The sequence below is a fragment of the Mycobacterium simiae genome (genome assembly GCF_010727605.1).
In the GTDB taxonomy this organism is placed as follows: Bacteria; Actinomycetota; Actinomycetes; order Mycobacteriales; family Mycobacteriaceae; genus Mycobacterium; species Mycobacterium simiae.
The window spans coordinates 3,449,254-3,469,228 of record NZ_AP022568.1; the positions used below are offsets into that span (position 1 = coordinate 3,449,254).

The window sequence follows — 19,975 nt, forward strand, 5'->3', positions numbered from 1 at the left end:
GATCGACGGTACGCTCAGTCGAAACCGCTCCGGGCCGGACACCGTTTCGCTATCGTGCGGCCATGGCGATCAACGAAACCCGCGAAGTTGTGATCGAAGCCAGTCCCCAGGAGATCCTCGACGTCATCGCCGATCTCGACACAGTGACCGAGTGGTCGCCGGCCCACCAGAGCGCCGAAGTTCTCGAGCGGGACGCCGGCGGCCGACCCGCCAAGGTCAAGATGAAAGTCAAGGCGGCGGGCATTACCGACGAACAAGTGATCGCCTACACCTGGGGCGAGAACAAGGTGAGCTGGACGCTGGTCAGCTCCAGCCAACAGCGCTCCCAGGACGCGTCCTACACATTGACGCCGGACGGTGACGCCACCAGGGTCAAGTTCGACATCAGCGTCGATCCGGTAGTCCCTTTGCCCGGGTTCGTGTTGAAACGCGCCGTCAAGGGCACCATCGACACCGGCACCGAGGGGCTGCGCAAGCGGGTGCTGCAGGTGAAGAAGGGCAAATAGCCGCCGTGGTCGGCGCGGGGCCGTTAGCCGGAATCAAGGTCGTCGAGCTTGGCGGCATCGGGCCGGGACCACACGCGGGAATGGTGCTTGCCGACCTGGGCGCCGATGTGGTGCGGGTGCGCCGACCGACCGCGTCTCCGATCGCGAACGCGGCGCAGCCCGGGGAGGCGGGTCACCACCGACCGACCGCGCCCATGCCCGCCGAAGACCGCGACCTGCTGCACCGCGGCAAGCGAATCGTCGACCTGGACGTCAAGGCCGAACCGGGTGCGCTGCTGGCGCTCGCCGCCAAGGCCGATGTGTTCCTCGACTGCTTCCGGCCCGGCACCTGCGAGCGCCTTGGCATCGGGCCCGACGACTGCGCGGCGGTCAACCCGCGGCTGATCTACGCACGCATCACCGGCTGGGGACAGGACGGCCCGCTGGCACTGACCGCGGGTCACGACATCAACTATCTGTCACGCACCGGCGCGCTCTCGGCGCTGGGTTATGCCGACCGGCCGCCACTGCCGCCGCTGAACCTGGTCGCCGATTTCGGCGGAGGTTCGATGCTCGTGCTGCTGGGCATCGTCGCCGCGCTCTACGAACGGGAACGCTCGGGCATCGGCCAGGTCGTCGACGCCGCGATGGTCGACGGGGTCAGCCTGCTCGCCCAAATGATGTGGACCATGAAGGGAATTGGACGGCTGCGGGAGAAACGCGAATCGTTCCTACTCGACGGCGGCGCCCCCTTCTATCGCTGCTATGAAACCGCAGACGGCAAGTACATGGCCGTCGGGGCCATCGAACCGCAATTCTTCGCGGCGTTACTCGATGGGCTCGGCCTGACCGCGGACGAGGTGCCCAGCCAGCTCGAAATCGGTTCGTACCAGCAGATGTACGAGATCTTCGCGGAACGGTTCGCCGGCCGGACACGAGACGAATGGGCCCAGGTTTTCGCCGGCACCGATGCCTGCGTGAGTCCGGTTCTGTCGTGGAGCGAGGCCGCCGCCGACGACCACTTGACCGCTCGGTCGACGGTGATCACCGCCCATGGTGTCGAACAGGCCGCTCCCGCTCCACGTTTCTCGCGAACTCCCGCTGGGCCCGTCGGGCCGCCGCCGGCCGCCACCACAGCGATTGACGAAATCAATTGGTAGCCGGTTAGTTACTTCGAACACGTTTCGCCTGTCCGGCGGTGTTGCTAGGTTGAGGTCAGTGGCTGTAAAGGCATCACGTGAATTTGTGGTTGATGCGCCGCTGGACGTGGTCATGGGGGCGCTCGAGGATGTCAGCGTGCTGGAATCCTGGTCGCCGCTGCATAAGCGGATCGAAGTCGTCGATCGGTACCCCGACGGCCGCGCGCACCATGTGAAAACCACCATCAGGATTTTCGGCCTCGTCGACAAAGAGGTGCTGGAATATCACTGGGGCCCGGACTGGGTGGTGTACGACGTCAAAGGAACGGCCCAACAGCACGGCCAGCACGTGGAATATAACCTGAAGCCGGAAGGCGTCGACAAGACGCGAGTACGTTTCGATATCACGGTCGAGCCGGCCGGACCGATTCCCGCCTTCGTCGTCCGGCGCGCAATGCTGAGCGTGCTGGAGTCCTCGGTGAAGGGTCTGCGTGAACTGGTCGCCGGTCGCGGTGATCCGGAGTCGGCACCGTAATTCCCGGTTCGAAATGGCTCGCGGTTGCTAATTTGTAGGCGGTGGCCATACGCGCATCGTCAGAAATTGTCATTGAGGCGCCCCCGGACGTGATCATGGAGGCGCTGGCCGACATGGATGCCGTGCCCTCGTGGTCGCCGTTACACAAGCGGGTCGAGGTCATCGACCGGTATCCTGACGGCCGGCCACACCACGTGCGAATGACGATCCGGGTGAGCGGTATCGCCGACACTGAAATCGTCGAATACCACTGGGGCGCCGACTGGATGGTCTGGGATGCCCAGAGGACCGCCCAGCAGCACGCTCAGCACGGCGAGTACAACCTGGAACGCGAGGGCGACGACAAGACCCGGGTGCGCTTCACCCTCACCATCGAGCTCCGGGTCCCCCTGCCCCGCTTCTGGGTCAGGTCGGCGGGCACCAAGATCCTGTCCGCCGCGCTGGACGGACTGCGCAAACGCGTTATGGGAGAGACGGGCTCTCAGCGGTCTTGAGCGCCGCCAGTCGCCGGAGCGCCTCTTCGAGGGTGTCATCGCGTTTGCAGAATGTGAAGCGCACCAGATGATTCCAGAGATCGGCGTGCGGCGCCGCCGGATCGCAGAAGGCTGACATTGGAATAGCCGCCACCCCAACCGTTTCCGGCAAGACCGCGCAGAACTCCGTGCTGTCGTCGTATCCGAGTGGGCGCGGATCGGCGCATAGGAAGTAGGTGCCGTGGCTGTCGTGCACCGTGAAGCCGATGTCGGACAGGCCCGTGGCGAGCCGGTCGCGCCGGGCCTGCAGCGAGCGCCGGAGTTCGGCCACCCACGCGTCCTCGGTGTCCAGCGCCAGCGCCACCGCCGGCTGGAATGGCGCACCGCCGACGTAGGTCAGATACTGCTTGGCTGCCCGCAGTCCGGCGATGAGTTCAGCCGGGCCGCAAGCCCATCCGATCTTCCAGCCGGTGCAGCTGAACATCTTGCCCGCGCTGGAGATTGTGATGGTGCGCTGCGCCATGCCGTCGAATCCGGCCAGCGGCAGGTGGCGATACCCGTCGAAAACCAAGTGCTCATACACCTCGTCGGTAATCACCAAAAGGTCCGCGGCCGTCGCGATCTCGGCGATGGCCGCCAGTTCGATCGCACTCAGCACGGCGCCGGTGGGGTTGTGCGGTGAGTTGAGGATCAGCGCCCGCGTCGCGGGGGTGACCGCGCGCCGGAGGGCGTCGATGTCCAACGCGAAGCCGAGGCCGTCGCCGACCATCGGTACGGGGACCCGACGGCAGCCGGCCATCGCCACCACCGGCGAGTAGGAGTCGTAGAACGGCTCGATCAGCAGCACCTCGGACCCGGGCTCGACCAAACCGATCACCGCCGAGGCGATGGCCTCGGTCGCCCCAGCGGTCACAAGTATTTCGGTGTCGGGGTCGTACTCGACATCGAACAGCCGCTTGCGCTGAGCCGCGATCGCGTGCCGCAGGGCAGCGATGCCGATCCCGGGCGGGTACTGGTTGGCACCATCGGCGATGGCCTCCTGGGCGGCCTTCAACAGCGATGCAGGTCCGTCCTCGTCGGGAAAGCCCTGACCCAGGTTCACCGCCCCGATCCGCGCGGCCAGCGCGGACATCTCGGCAAAGATCGTGGTCGCATAGGGCCGCAGTCGCGACACCGTCATGGTCGTTGAGCTTAGGCGCAGTGGGCTCGGCGAATGTGGTACCTGGTGTGTCCGGCCAACGCAACGCGCGTTGTCGAACGCGACCCCAGCGGGGGAGTATGCAGAAGGGCGCTGATTGTGCCGCTGAGAGGCTGCCTGGCGTGTCGTCGCCGGGCGTGCAGCCAACGCGCCCGTGCACGGTCGAAGCGCCGGCTGCCGTTTGACCTGCCGCGACCGAACCAACCAACAGGTTGGCCGGGAAGCCCTGTTAGGGTGCTTCTTAGACGGACCCGAAACCCCATTTGCGAACAGGAAGTCGACATGTCCGAAGAAGCCTTCATCTACGAGGCCATCCGCACCCCCCGCGGCAAACAGCGCAACGGATCGCTGAACGAGGTCAAGCCCCTCAACCTGGTCGTCGGCCTGGTCGAGGAGCTGCGCCGGCGGTTCCCCGATCTGGATGAGAACCTGATCAGCGACATGATCCTCGGGGTTGTGTCGCCGGTCGGTGATCAGGGCGGCGACATCGCCCGCACCGCGGTGCTGGCGGCCGGTCTGCCCGAGACGACCGGCGGCGTGCAGCTCAATCGGTTCTGCGCATCCGGCCTCGAGGCCGTGAACACCGCTGCCCAGAAGGTACGGTCCGGCTGGGACGACCTGGTGTTGGCCGGCGGCGTCGAATCGATGAGTCGCGTCCCGATGGGCTCCGACGGCGGCGCCTGGGCGACCGACCCGGAGACCAACTACCAGATCGGCTTCGTGCCGCAGGGCATCGGCGCCGACCTGATCGCCACCATCGAGGGCTTCTCCCGCGAGGATGTCGACGCCTACGCGCTGCGCAGCCAGCAGAAGGCCGCCGCGGCGTGGTCGGGCGGCTACTTCGCCAAGTCGGTGGTGCCGGTGCGCGACCAGAACGGTCTGGTCATCCTCGACCACGACGAGCACATGCGGCCCGACACCACCATGGAGGGGCTGGCCAAACTGAAGACCGCGTTCGACGGCATCGGTGAGATGGGCGGCTTCGACGATGTGGCGCTGACGAAGTACCACTATGTCGAGAAGATCAACCACGTCCACACCGGCGGCAACAGCTCCGGCATCGTCGACGGCGCCGCGCTGGTGCTGGTCGGCTCCGAAGCCGCAGGCAAGTCGCAGGGCCTGACCCCGCGGGCGCGCATCGTCGCCACCGCCACCAGCGGCTCTGACCCGGTCATCATGTTGACCGGCCCCACCCCGGCCACCCAGAAGGTACTCGACCGCGCCGGCCTGACCGTCGACGACATCGACCTGTTCGAGCTGAACGAGGCCTTCGCGTCGGTGGTGCTGAAGTTCCAGAAGGACCTGCACATCCCGGACGAGAAACTCAACGTCAACGGTGGCGCCATCGCGATGGGCCACCCGCTGGGCGCCACCGGCGCCATGATCACCGGCACCATGGTCGACGAGCTCGAGCGTCGCAACGCCCGTCGCGCGTTGATCACGCTGTGCATCGGCGGCGGCATGGGCGTCGCGACCATCATCGAGCGAGTCTGAGGAAAAGGCATGTCTGAGAACACTATTCAGTGGGACAAGGATGCCGACGGCATCGTCACCCTGACCCTTGACGACCCCACCGGGTCGGCCAACGTGATGAACGAGCACTACAAGGAGTCGATGCACAAGGCCGTCGAACGGCTTGTCGCAGAAAAGGACTCGATCACCGGCGTGGTGATCACCAGCGCGAAGAAGACGTTCTTCGCCGGCGGAGACCTCAAGGCGATGATCAACGCCGGCCCCGAGAACGCCGGCGACGTCTTCACCGAGGTCGAGGACATCAAGCGCGACCTGCGCACCCTCGAAACGCTGGGCAAGCCGGTGGTGGCCGCGATCAACGGCGCCGCGCTGGGCGGCGGACTGGAGATCGCCCTGGCGTGTCATCACCGCATCGCCGCCGACGTCAAGGGCAGCCAGCTGGGACTGCCCGAGGTGACGCTGGGTCTGCTGCCCGGCGGCGGCGGGGTAACCCGCACGGTGCGGATGTTCGGCATCCAGAACGCGTTCATGAACATCCTGTCGCAGGGCACTCGCTTCAAACCGGCCAAGGCCAAGGAGATCGGTCTGGTCGACGAGCTCGTCGGCTCGGTCGAAGAACTTGTCCCCGCCGCCAAGGCGTGGATCAAGGCCAACCCCGACTCGCACGAACAGCCTTGGGACAAAAAGGGTTACAAGATGCCGGGCGGCACGCCGTCCAGCCCCGCGCTGGCCGGTATCCTGCCGTCGTTCCCGGCCCTGCTCAAGAAGCAGCTCAAGGGTGCGCCGATGCCGGCACCGCGAGCGATCCTGGACGCGGCGGTCGAGGGTGCGCAGGTCGACTTCGACACCGCCACCCGCATCGAAAGCCGCTACTTCACCCAGCTGGTCACCGGCCAGGTCGCCAAGAACATGATCCAGGCGTTCTTCTTCGATCTGCAGCACATCAACGGCGGCGGCTCGCGCCCCGACGGCATCGAACCGGTCAAGATCAACAAGATCGGCGTGCTGGGCGCGGGCATGATGGGCGCCGGTATCGCCTACGTCTCGGCCAAGGCCGGCTTCGACGTGGTGCTCAAGGACGTCACGATCGAGGCCGCCGAAAAGGGCAAGAACTACTCGGAAAAGCTTGAGTCCAAAGCACTTCAGCGAGGCAAGACCACCGAAGAGAAGAGCAAGGCGCTGCTGGACCGCATCAAGCCCACCGCCGACCCCGCCGATTTCAAGGGCGTCGACTTCGTGATCGAAGCCGTCTTCGAGAACCAGGACCTCAAGCACAAGGTTTTCCAGGAGATCGAGGACATCGTCGAACCCAATGCGCTACTCGGGTCGAACACCTCGACGTTGCCGATCACCGGTCTGGCCACCGGTGTGAAGCGCCAGGAGGACTTCATCGGGATCCACTTCTTCTCGCCCGTCGACAAGATGCCGCTGGTTGAAATCATCAGGGGCGAAAAGACTTCCGATGAGGCGTTGGCCCGCGTGTTCGACTACACACTGGCCATCGGCAAGACCCCGATCGTCGTCAACGACAGTCGCGGCTTTTTCACCAGCCGAGTCATCGGCACGTTCGTCAACGAGGCGCTGGCGATGCTGGGCGAGGGTGTGGAGCCCGCCAGCATCGAGCACGCCGGTTCGCAGGCCGGCTACCCGGCGCCGCCGCTGCAGCTGTCCGACGAGCTCAACCTGGAGCTAATGCACAAGATCGCGGCGGCCACCCGTAAGGGTGTGGAGGACGCGGGCGGCACCTACGAGCCGCACCCGGCCGAGGCCGTCGTCGAGAAGATGATCGAGATCGGCCGGCCGTCCCGGTTGAAGGGCGCGGGCTTCTACGAGTACGTCGACGGCAAGCGCACCCGGCTGTGGCCGGGACTGCGCGAGACGTTCAAGTCGGGCAGCTCGCAGCCGCCGCTGCAGGACATGATCGACCGCATGCTGTTCGCCGAGGCGCTGGAGACTCAGAAATGCCTCGACGAGGGCGTGCTGACCTCCACGGCCGATGCCAACATCGGCTCGATCATGGGCATCGGGTTCCCGCCATACACCGGTGGTAGCGCGCAGTTCATCGTCGGCTACTCCGGCGCGGGCGGTACCGGCAAGGAAGCGTTTGTGGCCCGGGCCCATGAGCTTGCGGCCAAGTACGGCGACCGCTTCCTGCCGCCGGAGTCGCTGACGTAGCGCGGGTTTGCGGCTTTAGCGCGTGTTCTCACCTGCTCCCCGGTCGGGGATTTGGCTTCCACCGACCGGGGAGTGCGCAGCTGCCCGACGGACGTCAGCGGCAGCCACGAGGTGCTCGACGTGGTGACAATCGCGTTTTCCACCCGTGTTGGGCAAGGTAGATCGACGAATCCCCGGTACCGCAACCGAGATCAAGGGCCCATCCCGCCGGCCGCGGGGGCGCGTCGCCACCGCGGCCCATTCAGCTGCCGACTGGCAGCGATGAGATGAAACCGGTTAGCAGTTCTGCGAACTCGTCGGGGCACTCGATCTGCGGCATGTGTCCGATGCCGCTGAATACATGTGTCTGCGCGTGCGGAAGGTAGCGGCGAGCCGCCTCGAGATGATGTACCGGTAGAACGCGGTCGCGATCTCCCCACACGATCAAAGTCGGGCGGGGATGGCCGGTGGCTTCCGCCAGCAGTTCGTGCCGCAATCGGTGCCGGACGCCTCTGATAGAGGCGACAGCGCGCGCTAACTCGTGCAGTGTCGGCCCGGCTGCGGGTTCGCGGGCCTGCGTCAGGGCGTGATCGATGCGTTCCTGAGTCGCAAGGGACCGATCGGCGTAAATCGTCCGTTCGACGAGTCGTGCGCTGGCACGGGTGGGATGCCGTGCAATGAAGCTGCCAATACCGGGAGTGGCGAGCATTCGAACCGGCCAACTGACCTCTGAGCCGAACCCTGCGCTATTGATGAGTGCCAGGCTGGCCACGCGCGCGGGTTGCAACGCGAGCAACTGCAGGGCGACAGCTCCGCCAAGTGAGTTGCCGACGACGTGCACCGGACGCTGCTCTCCGAGGACGTCGAGCGCGCTGGTCACACCCTGCGCAAGCGCGAGCACCGACATGGGTCCGGCGCGACGGGCAGAGAAGCCCAACCCGGGCAGGTCGAGGGCGATGGTGCGGTATGCGGCCAACCGTGGGAACTGCGGTGCCCAGTCTTCGAGGCTGCGGCCGAGTCCGTGGAGCAGCAGCACGGCTGGAGTTTCCGGGTCGCCGTCGATGCGAACTCTGGTGTGCCTGCCGTCGACGGTCATTACCGTTGGCGTGCTCATACGTTCCCTTTCTCAGTCGCGCATCGTGAAGCGCCACATCGCGATCAGTGCAGCGTTGTGCGAGCATTCCGCCCAGGAATGACCGAAGAGGTAGAACCGTTGCAGCCCAAGCGAATCGACCACGGCACCGAGTTCGGTGAGGAAGCGCGTGCGATCGAAGGTGGATGGCCGCCCCTCACTCGTGCGACCACATCGAGCGGGACGTGGTCAGTATCTGGACGCAGTGATCTCGCCCGCGCGCTCACCGATAATCACGCAAGGAGCCATGGTGTTACCCGTTGTCACCCGTGGCAGTATCGAGGCGTCGGCAACACGCAACCCATCAACCCCATAGACCCCGAGATCTCCGTCCACCACCGACATCCGGTCGCGTCCCATCTTTGCCGTTCCGCTGTGGTGCCAATATGTCATCGCGGCGTCACGCAGGAAGTCGTCCAGCTCGGCGTCAGTCAGCTTGCCCGGCAGCACTTCCCGTTTGACGAAAGGCCGCATTTCCAATGCATTACCGATCTCTCTTAGCGCGCCTACACAGCACCTCGCGGTAGCCATGTCATCAGGATGCGATAGGACATTGGCATCCACCCGCACGGGATCGGTGGGCTCGGGTCCTGTCAACTGCACTGTGCCGCGACTCATCGGCCGGGCCAGCGCACCGAATAGATTCCATCCCGCCTGTGGCAGCGTATAGCGAAGAGCCACTTCCGGACTCGCCAGGGGCGCCACGCCGAATGTCGCAAACAAATCTGGGTGTTCGACGCGCGGAATGCTTCTCCAGTAGATACTGGCCTCAGGTAGCCAAGTGACTTTCCGTGGGGCGGGTAACTCCCACACGCAAGTGAAGCCGATGTGGTCCTGAAAGTTCATCCCCACGCCGGGGAGGTTCTCAACAACGGGAATACCGAAGTGCCGCAGCTGTTTCTCGTTACCGATGCCGGAATGCATGAGTACCTTCGGCGTGTTGATCGCGCCCAGAGACAGGACAATCTCGGCGTTCACGCGGACCCGTTGCAACCGGTCTTGGTATGAGAATTCCACACCGGACGCACGCCGCCCGTCGAACAGCAATCGGCGGACTGTCGCGCCACTGAGCACGGTGAGATTCGGATGGTCCAGGTAGGGATAAACGTAGGAGTCGAACACAGATTCGCGCTGGCCGTGTTTGATTCGCATTTCGTTGAGTGCCGCGCCGCCGTTGGATTCCATCATCGGACCGTTCACGCTCGCAAACGTCGGTACGCCAATACTGCTGGCGGCTCTAAGCGCGGCTGACGCGCAGGGGCTGGGATCCGGGATGGGTGCGACATGAAGCGGTCCGCCGTGACCGCGGCTCTCCACGTCGGAAACACCGTGCCAGTCTTCGATCCGCCGGAAGATCTCGACGACGGCGTCATAGCTCCACGCCGAATTCCCCGACTCGCAGGCATAGAAGTCCCAGTCGCTGCGATGTCCGTGCACCCACATCATCGCGTTGATGGACGACCCGCCGCCCAAGCCCTTGCCCATCGACATCGGCAGTCGTCGGCTGTTGACATGTGGGCTGGGCTCGGCGACGAACGCCCAGTCGCGCTCGGTGCCCAAGTTGGTCAGCCACAGGCTTGGCTGGCGAACACTCGCGGCATCTGCGGCTAGGCCTGCCTCCAACAGCAGGACTGTGGCCGAGGAGTTTTCGGCGATGCGCCGTGCGACAACCGATCCCGCGCTGCCGGCACCACAAACGACAAAGTCGTACCCGGATTGCAGCTGAGCGGCCAACCGGGCCTGGTTTTCCCGCGCCCGGACCGCGAAATCACTGTCAAACTGGTTGGCGCTGTTCATATCCTAGTGTCTCGCTCAGTTACCTCGAGGCGAGGTTCAACAAACTCGCGTCCTGCGAGCAACCGGTTCACGACGACGGCGATCAAGAGCGTCGGCAAGATTGCCAGTGCCAGAAGGGGGTTCGCGGTAAACGCCGCGCCGATGAGAGCGGGGGTGGCCACTGTCACCACCGTGAACCCCATCAGCATGCCGATCAGGTGTGTCCGCGTTGGGAGCGTCTGGGGCGATGTGTTCATGTCACGAAACCTTCCGTCGCTGGTATCTACGTCGACCAAGTTATGTCGGGTCGCGACGGCGGGCTGGACATCTCGCGACACTTATTTGACATTTCATGACAGCGGCCGCGTCGGCATTCGACGTGCCAGGAAACGGATGTTCTGCGGAACGCAAGCTGTTTGGCTAGCGCGACCGCGTGGCCTTACGCAGTCGCGGCACCGGAGCGACGGAACTCACGTGGTGACGTGCCGAACCAGCGCTTCGCGGAGCGGGCGAAACAACTTTGTTGTGAATAACCCAGCATTGCAGCGATTTCGCCGAACGACAGGGTGGTGTTGGAAAGATAATGCTGGGCGCGCTCGCGTCGTACCTCGTCGAGTAGGGCCTCAAACGAGGTGCCCTCGGCGGCAAGTCGGCGTTGCAGCGTCCGCCCGCTGTATCCGAGGTGCGTCGAGACGTTCTGCCAGCTCGCTTGACCCACCGGGAGCATCCTCGAGATCAGCAAACGAACCTGAGGTACCAGCCCGTCCTCGGTGTTCGACGTCGTGTCTTCCAAGTAGCGGGCGATTATCCGCCGCAGTTCGCGATCGGTGTTGGGACGCGGCCGCCGTAGCTCGTCGGTTCGCAGGTCGAAACCGCAGAAGTCCGCCTCCAACCGCACGGGACACCCGAAATACGCTCGATAGACCGCCCGGTCTGCTTGTGCCGCATGGGGAAAAGCAACATCAACCGGGCGGAAGTCGGAGCCGGCCACAAGCTTGAAATTCGAATAGGAGATGCCCATCCCAAGCTCGAGTAGCTGTGCTGACCGCGCCATCGGAATTTGGATCCAGAGGTGATATCGACTGAGCCCGTCGCCGATATCGGTGAGGTCGAACTTCAGCGCCGGCGCGTAGGAGGGCATGAAATAGGCAAGGTCGTGTACCGCGGCCAATGCGCTGGCGGAGTGACGGGCAATCAGCGCGAGCGGACCGAGAATCTCGACCCGCTGCCTGCTGGCAAGCAGCAGCCCAAAGTCGGGACGGTCGAGTTTGCGAGCGGTGAGCTCCAATAGTTCGGACAAGCTAGGCAGGGGAATGAACGAATCAGGATCATCCGGCCGGGCGCCGGCTAGCTGAACGGCGCGCAAAAGAGCGGCCGGCGATCCGCCCAGCTCCTCGACCAGCGCACCAAAGTTCGTCAGCGCCGAAGCCCGTACCAGTTCATGCATCGATGTCGCCAAGCCCCCGTCGGTCAGTCCCAAAACACCCTTGCTCCAGGTTACGGCCCTAGGTGCTAGCGGCCCGCGAGCAAGGAAGCCAGGTGGCGCTCGGCTGTTCGCCTACAGCGCGGCGGCGATCCGGCGCCACCGCTTGCGGGGGAGTACATCGTGCTGGTACTCGCCGCATTGACGATGCTGGCCGATCTCCGGCTCATTGACAATGTGCTGGCATGGCGCGATCGGTCGGGCAAGTTGACATTCGGGCCACGACCGACGCTCGCGCAGGCCACCCGCGCGGTGCTGGCGTTCCTGGTCTGCAGGACTGCTGCCTGCAATTTCCGGTCACCCCGTATGAGGGGTTGCGCGCGACCTCGGTCGAGCCGCGCTGGCCACATTTGGCGTCTGAGGCTGCGTTACGTACCTGCTCCGCTCGCGGTGCTCTGGTCCTGGGCGTTCTGCTGGAAGATGTCGCCGGACGTCTGGCCATTGTCGTTCACGAAGTTTTCGTCGCCGTTGTCGACGGTGATGATGCGCGCGCCGGGCGGTCCGGACGCGGCCACCGTCGTGGGTCCGCCCGGCGGCGCGCCGCTACACACGGCAAGCGCCGCAACGGCCGCGGCCGCCGCCAATGCCACGGGAATCAATCTGTTTGCCATGCATTCATTTATCGCTCGGCTGTCGTGTGCCAGCTGGGTCCTCCATATCCATCAGCTATGAGGTTCCGGCTCGCACCGCCGAGAGCTAGAGTCGCTCACTATGCGCTTTGGACTTTTCATTCCGCAGGGCTGGCGGATGGATCTGGTAGGCATCGACCCCGCGAAACATTGGGCGGTGATGCGGGACCTGGCCGTCTACGCCGACGGCAGCGCGTGGGACTCGCTGTGGGTCTACGACCACTTCCACACCGTGCCGATGCCCAGCGCCGAGGCGACACACGAGGCGTGGTCGTTGATGTCGGCCTACGCCGCGACCACGTCGCGAATCAAGCTCGGACAGATGTGCACGGCGATGAGCTATCGCAACCCGGTGTATCTGGCCAAGGTGGCGGCCACCGTCGACATCATCTCCGGCGGTCGCATCCAGATGGGCATCGGCGGCGGTTGGTACGAACACGAATGGCGGGCATATGGGTACGGATTCCCGTCGGCCGGGGTGCGGCTGGGCCGGCTGGACGAGGGCGTGCAGATCATGCGGGACGCCTGGCGCAACGGCAACGTCAGCTTCGACGGCAAGCACTACCAGGTCGACGGAGCGATCGTCGAGCCCAAGCCTTTGCAGGACAACGGAATTCCGTTGTGGATCGCCGGTGGCGGGGAGAAGGTGACGCTGCGCATTGCGGCACAATATGCCCAGTACACCAACTTCACCGCCGAACCCGAAGCGTTCACCCACAAATCCGAGGTGCTCGCCGCGCATTGCCGCGAGGCAGGGACCGACTTCGACGCCATCGTCCGCTCGTCCAACTTCACCGCGATCGTGGGCACCTCCGACGCCGAGGTCAAAGACCGGCAGCGCCGCGTACGCGACCGGTTGGCCGGGTATGTCCCTGAGTCGCTGGCGGATTCGATGACGTCAAGCATGCCGGACGCTGCGTCGGGCACTACGGAGCAGGTAATCGAGCGGTTGACCAAAATCCGTGATCTCGGCTGTGAGTACGCGATCGTATACTTCCCCGAGGCGGCCTATGACCGCTCGGGCATCGAGTTGTTCGAACGTGAAGTGATTCCCGCCCTGAGCTAGCGGTGCTCAGACGTCGCTGGTGAGGTACCGCTTCTTGACCGGTGGGCTGGCCAGCAGGGGAGGTAGCTGGGTCAGCTTGCCTTCGCCGGCGCGAAAGCTGCGGTAGGCCTCGTCGTCCTCGACGGTTTCCCAGATTTCGTAGATCAGCCAGTGCGCTTCGTCGTCCTCGTCGATGAGCACGTCGGTCCGGACGTTTCCGTTGAAAGCTCGGGTGTCTTGCAGCGCCCGCCCCATCAGTTCGCGCCCTGCGGCGACCTCGTCGGGCTTGAAGTTGAGCTCAAGTATCACGGTGACCGTCACTGCCGTCTCCTCGTATCGTCCCTACGCGCCGCTGGCCGCGAGCACGCTGTTGAACCTACGGTCAACCCACTTGGCAATGTCGGGCGCCTCGGGAATTTGATCGGCGGCCGCGAACAGGTCGGCCAACCGTTGTTCGGCGCTGACCACCTTATCGTCAAGGGGAATCGGCCGCCGCACCTGCCGACTCTGCGCGAGCGCGGCGATTTCGGGTTTGAGACCGACGGCTTTGCCGTACTTGGCCGCCCACTGTGACGGGTTTTCGCGCGCCCACCGGGCCGCGCGTTCATAGCGGATCAAAAGATCGGCCAACGCGGAGTTGCGTTTCGGGTCGGTCAGTGCCCGTGTCGAAGCACTGCCGAACCAGTAGCCGTTTTCGGCGTTCCCGAGGTTGCGCACCTTCAAGGTGAGCTCGGCCTGCGCGGTGTAAGGCTCCCAAATGACCCAGGCGTCGCCCTGTCCGTTGGCGAAGGCCGACAGCGCGTCGGCGGGCTGCAGGAACACCAGGTTGACGTCCTTGGGTTTGAGGCCGTTATCGGCGAGGTGCTCAAGCACATTGGCGTGCGCGGCGCTGCCCTTAGCAACCAGGATCGTCTTGCTGGCCAGATCGCGGATCGTGGTGATCGGCGAACTTGCCCGCACCAGGATTTGCTCGCCCGGCGCTGCGCCATCCCATGCCGCCACCACCCGCGTCTTCGAGTTGGCCGCCGCGCCGAAAACCGGCGGTGTGTTCCCGGTGATCGCAAAATCGATTTTGCCGGCGGTCAACGCCTCGATTTGCGGCGGGCCTGAGGTGAACGTCGAAAACGAGATCTGGTACGGCAAATTGTCCAGGGCATTGGCCGCGCGCAGCAGCGCCTCGGTCCCACCCTTCTGGTCACCGACTCGCAGGGTGACGTCGGAAAGCTCGGACAGCGGCACCGCCGCGGGCACCCCGATCAGTTGCGGCCCCGACGACCGTGACACGCACGCCGGTGCGCCGGCCGCAAGCACCAGCACGAGACCGACGCGAAAGGCCAAGCGGTGCAAGGCTGTCAATGCCGAACGCCGAGCTTGTCGAGGAGCTCTGCGCGGTAACGATCGTGCTGGGCGGTGCGCTGCGACGCGGTCGGCCGCGGGGCCTCGATCTCCAGGGAGTGAGCAATCCGGCCGTCCTCGAGGACCAACACCCGGTCAGCCAGCTCGATGGCCTCGTCAACGTCGTGCGTGACGAGCAGCACGCCGAATCCGTGGGCGCGCCACAAGTCGAGCAGCAGCGCGCGCATGGAAAGCCGGGTGAGCGCATCGAGCGCACCGAACGGCTCGTCCAGCAACAGCAGCTGGGGCTCGGCGACCAATGCCCTCGCCAACGAAACTCGTTGTGCCTGACCGCCCGACAGCGTCGGCGGCCACGCCTTGGCGTGGTCGGTCAGCCCGATCTCGCCCAGCGCCCGCTCGGACCGGGCGCGTACGGCGTCCGGGGAGAGCCGTGCGCGGTAGAGCCCGTACTGCACATTGGTGAGCACGTCGCGCCACGGGAACAGTCGAGGCTCCTGAAAGGCGACCGCCGGTGCACCGGCGACCTCCCGCTCGCCGGTGTGGTCGGGCGAAAGCCCGGCCAGCACCCGCAGTACCGTCGATTTGCCGCAACCGCTGCGGCCCACCAGTGCGACGATCTCGTGGGCGCGGATCTCGAGGGATATGCCGTCGAGCACCTTGCGGGTGCCATACCACTTGTCGATGTGGTTGAGTTTCCCGACGACCGTGGTCTGTCGTTCGGATGTCACTGTCATGTGCGATACCTCAATGCTCGCTGTTCGAGCACCCGGACGACGGCGTCGGTGCCAATGCCGAGCAACGCGTAGACGACCAAGCAGAAGATGATGATGTCGATGCGCAGGAAGTCGCGGGCGTTGTTGATCAGAAACCCGATGCCTTTGTCCGCGTTGATCTGTTCGGCGACGATGAGCGTCAGCCACGCAATGGCCAGCGACTGTCGCAGCCCGACCAGCACCTGCGGTGCCGCGCTCGGCAAGATGATGGTGCGCAGTCGTTGGCTCAGCGAAAAGCCAAGAACGTCAGCGGTTTCCAGCAGTTTCGGATCGACCTGCTTGATCGCCGAGACCGTGTTCAGGTACAGCGGGAAACTGACTCCCAACGCGACCAGTAGCACCTTGGGCAGCTCGCCGATGCCGAACCACAGGATAAACAGCGGGATCAAACCAAGATGGGGCAGCGCCCGCACCATCTGAAGGGGCGGATCCAGCGTCGCCTCGAACCAGCGCGACAGCCCCACCGCCACCCCCAGCGCCACCCCGATCACACCGCCGAGCAACAGGCCTTCGACGACACGCAGCCCGGATACCTCGAGCGCCTCGGCGAGCTTGCCGTTGCGGACGAGCTGCAGGCCGGCGTCGAAGATCAGTTGCGGGGCCGGCAGGACGTCCTGGGGGATGAGCCCGGTGGCGCTGAAGAATTGCCACAACACCAACAGCAGTACGGGCGACAAGATCCGCAGCACCGTCCACCGGCGCTGCCTGCGCGGTGGACCGACCGCCGGCGGCGCGGCGACCGTCTCGGTGGGGATGCTCACCATTGTTTGTAAAACCTCGGGGGGAAGGTGGGTATTGGCCCGGGCCCGACGCTAGGCCGCGACGTGGCGCGGGGTAAGGGTTTGGCTCCGGGTGACGGGAATGCGACGTCAATGACGGCGGCGGTGTTCGCGGCAGGGCACGGAGAATGCCGTTTCCACTTTTCGGAAGGCTGTTATACGGTTCAGTGAGCAAAGTTCTGTTCAGCGTTCTGGTCAAGTTCTGTTCAATCGTCGGAGGATCGTTCGATGCAGAAGGCACTCGCCCCGGAGATCTCAACCTGGCCCGAGGAGAGCCCGCAGCTGATCGGCAGCCGGTGCGGTGCCTGCGGCGCCACCGCCTTCCCGGTGCAGGACCGGTGCCCGCGCTGCAGCGGCGGTGGGATGAGTGAGGTGCTGCTGCCGCGCACCGGGACCCTGGTGGCCTGGACGACGCAGGGTTTCCCGCCGGGGGCCCCGTACGCGGGACCGACCGGGAAGGACTTCGTGCCCTTCGGTGTCGGCCTGGTGCAGCTCGGTTTGGGCGACGAGGCGGTGATCCGCGTCGAGGGCCGGCTGACCGAGAACGACCCGGCCAAGCTGAAGTTTGGACAGCAGGTCGAGCTGACCATGGTGCCGTTCACCACCGACGCGGACGGCAACGACATCATCACCTTTGCGTTTCGGCCGGTCTAGAAAGAGAGTCGCCAATGACCAACGATGTAGCCATCATCGGTGTCGGCCTGCACCCCTTCGGCAGGTTTGAGAAGACCGCGATGCAAATGGGCGCCGAAGCCATCCAGCTCGCGCTCACCGACGCCGGCGTGGCATGGAAGGACATCCAGTTCGGCTTCGGCGGCAGCTACGAGGTATCAAACCCCGACGCCGTGACGCGCCTGGTCGGGCTGACCGGCATTACCTTCACCAATGTGTTCAACGCCTGCGCCACCGCGGCCAGCGCCATTCAACAGACCGCCGACACCATCCGGCTGGGCAAGTACGACATTGGCATCGCGATCGGCTTGGACAAGCATCCGCGCGGCGCCTTCACTGACGATCCCGCCAAGCTGGCGCTGCCGCAGTGGTACGCCCAAAATGGGCAGTTCGTCACCACCAAGTTTTTCGGCATGAAGGCCAACAAGTACCTGCACGACCACAACATCTCGCAGGAGACGCTGGCGCGGGTGGCCAACAAGAACTTCCGAAACGGCGCACTGAATCCGAATGCCTTCCGGCGCAAGGAGATCTCCGTCGAGGAGATCCTGAACTCGGCCGTGCTGAACTATCCGTTGACGCAGTACATGTTCTGCGCGCCCGACGAGGGCGCCGCGGCCGTCGTCATGTGCCGTGCCGACATCGCGCATAAGTTCACCGACAAGCCGGTCTACGTCCGGGCCAGCGAGATCCGCACCCGCCGATTCGGCGCCTACGAAGTGCACGCCACGTCGGCGCCGCTGGACGAGGACTCCGCGCCGACCGTGTATGCCGCCGAGGCCGCCTACGAAGCCGCGGGCATCGGCCCCGAGGACGTCGACATCGCACAGCTACAGGACACCGACGCGGGTGCCGAGGTCATCCACATGGCCGAGACCGGTCTGTGCGCCGACGGTGAGCAGGAGAAGTTGCTGGCCGACGGTGCCACCGAGATCCACGGCTCGATTCCGGTGAACACCGACGGAGGCCTGATCGCCAACGGCGAGCCGATCGGAGCGTCGGGTCTGCGGCAAGTGCACGAGCTGGTCCGTCAGCTGCGCGGCGAGGCGGGGGAGCGTCAGGTTCCGGGCAGCCCGCGGGTCGGCCTTGCGCAGGTGTACGGCGCTCCAGGTACCGCGTCGGCCACGATCCTTTCGCTCTGAGCAACCCCGCCGCGGGGTCAGTGCGCGCTGGGCGACCCCGCGTAATCCGGTGTCGCGAGCCTGCCCCGTCTCGTCATCAAATCGCCGGACCCAGCAGGTCGTCGGCATCGCGGATGATGTAACCGTAGCCCTGCTCGGCCAGGAAGCGCTGCCGGTGCGCGGCGTAGTCGGCGTCTAGGCTGTCGCGGGCCACGACGGAGTAGAAGATGGCCCCGCCGCCGTCGGCCTTGGGTCGTAGCAGCCGGCCCAGCCGTTGGGCCTCCTCTTGGCGTGAGCCGAACGTTCCCGAAACCTGCACCGCCACCGACGCTTCGGGCAAGTCGATCGAAAAGTTGGCGACCTTGGACACCACCAACGTGGATATCTCGCCGCTGCGGAAGCTCTCGAACAACGCCTCGCGTTCCTTGGTCTTGGTCGAGCCCTGGATCACCGGGGCATTGAGTACGGCGCCGAGCTCGTCGAGCTGATCGAGGTAGGCGCCGATCACCAGGGTCTGCTCGCCGGGGTGCTTCTCCAGAATTGACTTGACCACAGCGATTTTCGTGTGCACCGTCGAGCAGAGCTTGTAGCGCTCTTCGGGTTCGGCGGTGGCGTACATCATGCGCTCGTTGTCGGTCATGGTGACCCGAACTTCGACGCATTCCGCCGGGGCGATCCAGCCCTGCGCCTCGATGTCCTTCCAGGGGGCGTCGTAGCGTTTCGGCCCGATCAGCGAGAACACGTCACCCTCACGGCCGTCCTCGCGTATCAGCGTGGCGGTCAGGCCGAGGCGACGCTTGGATTGCAGGTCCGCGGTCATCCGAAAGACGGGTGCTGGCAACAAATGCACCTCGTCATAGACGATCAACCCCCAGTCCCGGCTGTCGAAGAGTTCCAGGTGGCGGTATTCGCCCTTACTGCGCCGGGTGATCATCTGGTAGGTCGAGATGGTGACCGGCCGGATTTCCTTGCGCTCGCCGGAGTATTCACCGATCTCTTCCTCGGTCAGCGAGGTCCGCGCGATGAGCTCCCGTTTCCATTGCCGCGCCGACACGATGTTGGTCACCAGGATCAGCGTCGTCGCACTGGCTTTCGCCATCGCGGCGGCGCCGACCAACGTCTTGCCGGCGCCACAGGGCAGCACCACCACGCCGGATCCGCCCGCCCAAAACGAATCCGCGGCCAGCCGCTGGTAATCGCGTAGCTCCCAGTCGTCCTGGTCGAGGCTGATCGGATGGGCCTCGCCGTCCACGTAGCCGGCCAAATCCTCTGCCGGCCAACCGATCTTCAACAGCATCTGCTTGAGCCGGCCGCGTTCGCTGCCGTGCACGACAACGGTATCGTCGTCGATGCGTGCGCCCAGCATCGGCGCAATCTTCTTGTTGCGCAACACTTCCTCGAGCACCGCGCGATCCACGCTTACCAGGGTCAGGCCGTGGGCCGGGTGCTTGACCAGTTGCAGTCGCCCGTAGCGGGCCATGGTGTCGACGATGTCGACCAGCAACGGCTGCGGCACCGCGTATCGGGAAAAACTGACCAGCGCGTCGACCACCTGTTCAGCGTCGTGGCCCGCCGCGCGGGCGTTCCATAGCGCCAGCGGGGTGATGCGGTAGGTGTGCACGTGCTCGGGTGCGCGCTCGAGCTCGGCGAACGGCGCGATCGCGGCGCGCGCCGCGTCGGCCTGCTCGTGGTCCACTTCCAGCAGCACCGTCTTGTCGGACTGCACAATCAACGGTCCGTCAGTCATAACAA

19 protein-coding genes are annotated in these 19,975 nt (G+C 65.1%); 9 read left to right on the plus strand and 10 right to left on the minus strand.

Annotation, left to right across the window (positions count from 1 at the left end; translation table 11 throughout):
• The first annotated feature begins 62 nt into the window (after window positions 1-62).
• From G6N33_RS16210 to G6N33_RS16225, 4 genes are read left to right on the plus strand one after another with little or no spacing between them, the layout of a single operon-like run.
• Window positions 63-506: an SRPBCC family protein gene (locus tag G6N33_RS16210; RefSeq protein ID WP_044508338.1), complete on the plus strand. Its 444-nt coding sequence runs from the start codon at window positions 63-65 to the stop codon at window positions 504-506.
• A 5-nt stretch (window positions 507-511) separates the two neighbouring features.
• A complete protein-coding gene (locus G6N33_RS16215) occupies window positions 512-1,645 on the plus strand; it encodes a CaiB/BaiF CoA transferase family protein (protein WP_044508337.1) in 1,134 nt (377 codons plus the stop codon).
• Between the two features lie 58 nt (window positions 1,646-1,703).
• Window positions 1,704-2,159 (plus strand): SRPBCC family protein, encoded by a 456-nt coding sequence (locus G6N33_RS16220; RefSeq protein WP_044508336.1) that lies wholly within the window; start codon window positions 1,704-1,706, stop codon window positions 2,157-2,159.
• Window positions 2,160-2,200: 41 nt separating this feature from the next.
• Window positions 2,201-2,653 carry an SRPBCC family protein gene (locus G6N33_RS16225; protein WP_044508335.1) on the plus strand — a complete coding sequence of 151 codons (453 nt, stop codon included), beginning with the start codon at window positions 2,201-2,203 and terminating at the stop codon, window positions 2,651-2,653.
• On the opposite strand, the gene G6N33_RS16230 is transcribed toward G6N33_RS16225, so the two are convergent.
• A complete protein-coding gene (locus tag G6N33_RS16230; protein ID WP_044508334.1) occupies window positions 2,622-3,812 on the minus strand; it encodes a pyridoxal phosphate-dependent aminotransferase in 1,191 nt (396 codons plus the stop codon). The genes G6N33_RS16225 and G6N33_RS16230 overlap by 32 nt on opposite strands.
• 300 nt (window positions 3,813-4,112) lie before the next feature.
• Here G6N33_RS16230 and G6N33_RS16235 point away from each other — a divergent pair, with 300 nt between their 5' ends.
• Together G6N33_RS16235 and G6N33_RS16240 are read left to right on the plus strand one after the other, a co-directional pair.
• Window positions 4,113-5,324, plus strand: a complete 1,212-nt coding sequence (locus tag G6N33_RS16235; protein WP_044508333.1) for an acetyl-CoA C-acetyltransferase — start codon at window positions 4,113-4,115, stop codon at window positions 5,322-5,324.
• 9 nt (window positions 5,325-5,333) lie between these two features.
• Complete coding sequence (locus G6N33_RS16240) at window positions 5,334-7,478, plus strand: 3-hydroxyacyl-CoA dehydrogenase NAD-binding domain-containing protein (protein ID WP_044508332.1); 2,145 nt, start codon at window positions 5,334-5,336, stop codon at window positions 7,476-7,478.
• Between the two features lie 241 nt (window positions 7,479-7,719).
• On the opposite strand, the gene G6N33_RS16250 is transcribed toward G6N33_RS16240, so the two are convergent.
• The 4 genes from G6N33_RS16250 to G6N33_RS16265 form a co-directional block, all read right to left on the minus strand.
• Entirely contained in the window at window positions 7,720-8,571 is an 852-nt protein-coding gene (locus G6N33_RS16250) for an alpha/beta fold hydrolase (RefSeq protein ID WP_044508331.1), read from the minus strand.
• 207 nt (window positions 8,572-8,778) lie between these two features.
• On the minus strand, window positions 8,779-10,323 hold the full coding sequence (locus G6N33_RS16255; protein ID WP_456299199.1) for a GMC family oxidoreductase: 1,545 nt from the start codon (window positions 10,321-10,323) through the stop codon (window positions 8,779-8,781).
• 481 nt (window positions 10,324-10,804) lie between these two features.
• Window positions 10,805-11,812 carry an AraC family transcriptional regulator gene (locus G6N33_RS16260; protein ID WP_044508329.1) on the minus strand — a complete coding sequence of 336 codons (1,008 nt, stop codon included), beginning with the start codon at window positions 11,810-11,812 and terminating at the stop codon, window positions 10,805-10,807.
• 404 nt (window positions 11,813-12,216) lie between these two features.
• Complete coding sequence (locus G6N33_RS16265; protein ID WP_155945908.1) at window positions 12,217-12,459, minus strand: hypothetical protein; 243 nt, start codon at window positions 12,457-12,459, stop codon at window positions 12,217-12,219.
• 100 nt (window positions 12,460-12,559) lie between these two features.
• Between G6N33_RS16265 and G6N33_RS16270 the strand changes: the two genes are divergently transcribed.
• Complete coding sequence (locus G6N33_RS16270; protein WP_044508327.1) at window positions 12,560-13,543, plus strand: LLM class F420-dependent oxidoreductase; 984 nt, start codon at window positions 12,560-12,562, stop codon at window positions 13,541-13,543.
• A gap of 6 nt (window positions 13,544-13,549) precedes the next feature.
• Here G6N33_RS16270 and G6N33_RS16275 read toward each other — a convergent pair whose 3' ends face one another.
• The 4 genes from G6N33_RS16275 to G6N33_RS16290 are packed head-to-tail and all read right to left on the minus strand — an operon-like array spanning window position 13,550 to window position 16,415.
• Entirely contained in the window at window positions 13,550-13,843 is a 294-nt protein-coding gene (locus G6N33_RS16275; RefSeq protein ID WP_044508326.1) for a putative quinol monooxygenase, read from the minus strand.
• A gap of 21 nt (window positions 13,844-13,864) precedes the next feature.
• On the minus strand, window positions 13,865-14,869 hold the full coding sequence (locus G6N33_RS16280) for an ABC transporter substrate-binding protein (protein WP_081662079.1): 1,005 nt from the start codon (window positions 14,867-14,869) through the stop codon (window positions 13,865-13,867).
• A 5-nt stretch (window positions 14,870-14,874) separates the two neighbouring features.
• Window positions 14,875-15,612 (minus strand): ABC transporter ATP-binding protein, encoded by a 738-nt coding sequence (locus tag G6N33_RS16285; RefSeq protein WP_044508325.1) that lies wholly within the window; start codon window positions 15,610-15,612, stop codon window positions 14,875-14,877.
• Window positions 15,609-16,415, minus strand: a complete 807-nt coding sequence (locus G6N33_RS16290; RefSeq protein WP_081662078.1) for an ABC transporter permease — start codon at window positions 16,413-16,415, stop codon at window positions 15,609-15,611. The genes G6N33_RS16285 and G6N33_RS16290 overlap by 4 nt, the downstream gene beginning before the upstream one ends.
• Before the next feature lie 243 nt (window positions 16,416-16,658).
• Here G6N33_RS16290 and G6N33_RS16295 point away from each other — a divergent pair, with 243 nt between their 5' ends.
• Together G6N33_RS16295 and G6N33_RS16300 are read left to right on the plus strand one after the other, a co-directional pair.
• The gene (locus tag G6N33_RS16295; RefSeq protein WP_044508324.1) at window positions 16,659-17,084 is read left to right on the plus strand and encodes a Zn-ribbon domain-containing OB-fold protein; all 426 of its coding nucleotides are present in this window, start codon (window positions 16,659-16,661) and stop codon (window positions 17,082-17,084) included.
• 14 nt (window positions 17,085-17,098) lie between these two features.
• Window positions 17,099-18,244, plus strand: coding sequence for a thiolase family protein (locus tag G6N33_RS16300; protein ID WP_044508323.1), 1,146 nt, complete (start codon window positions 17,099-17,101; stop codon window positions 18,242-18,244).
• Window positions 18,245-18,320: 76 nt separating this feature from the next.
• Here G6N33_RS16300 and G6N33_RS16305 read toward each other — a convergent pair whose 3' ends face one another.
• On the minus strand, window positions 18,321-19,970 hold the full coding sequence (locus G6N33_RS16305; protein ID WP_044508322.1) for a DNA repair helicase XPB: 1,650 nt from the start codon (window positions 19,968-19,970) through the stop codon (window positions 18,321-18,323).
• Between the last annotated feature and the right edge of the window lie 5 nt (window positions 19,971-19,975).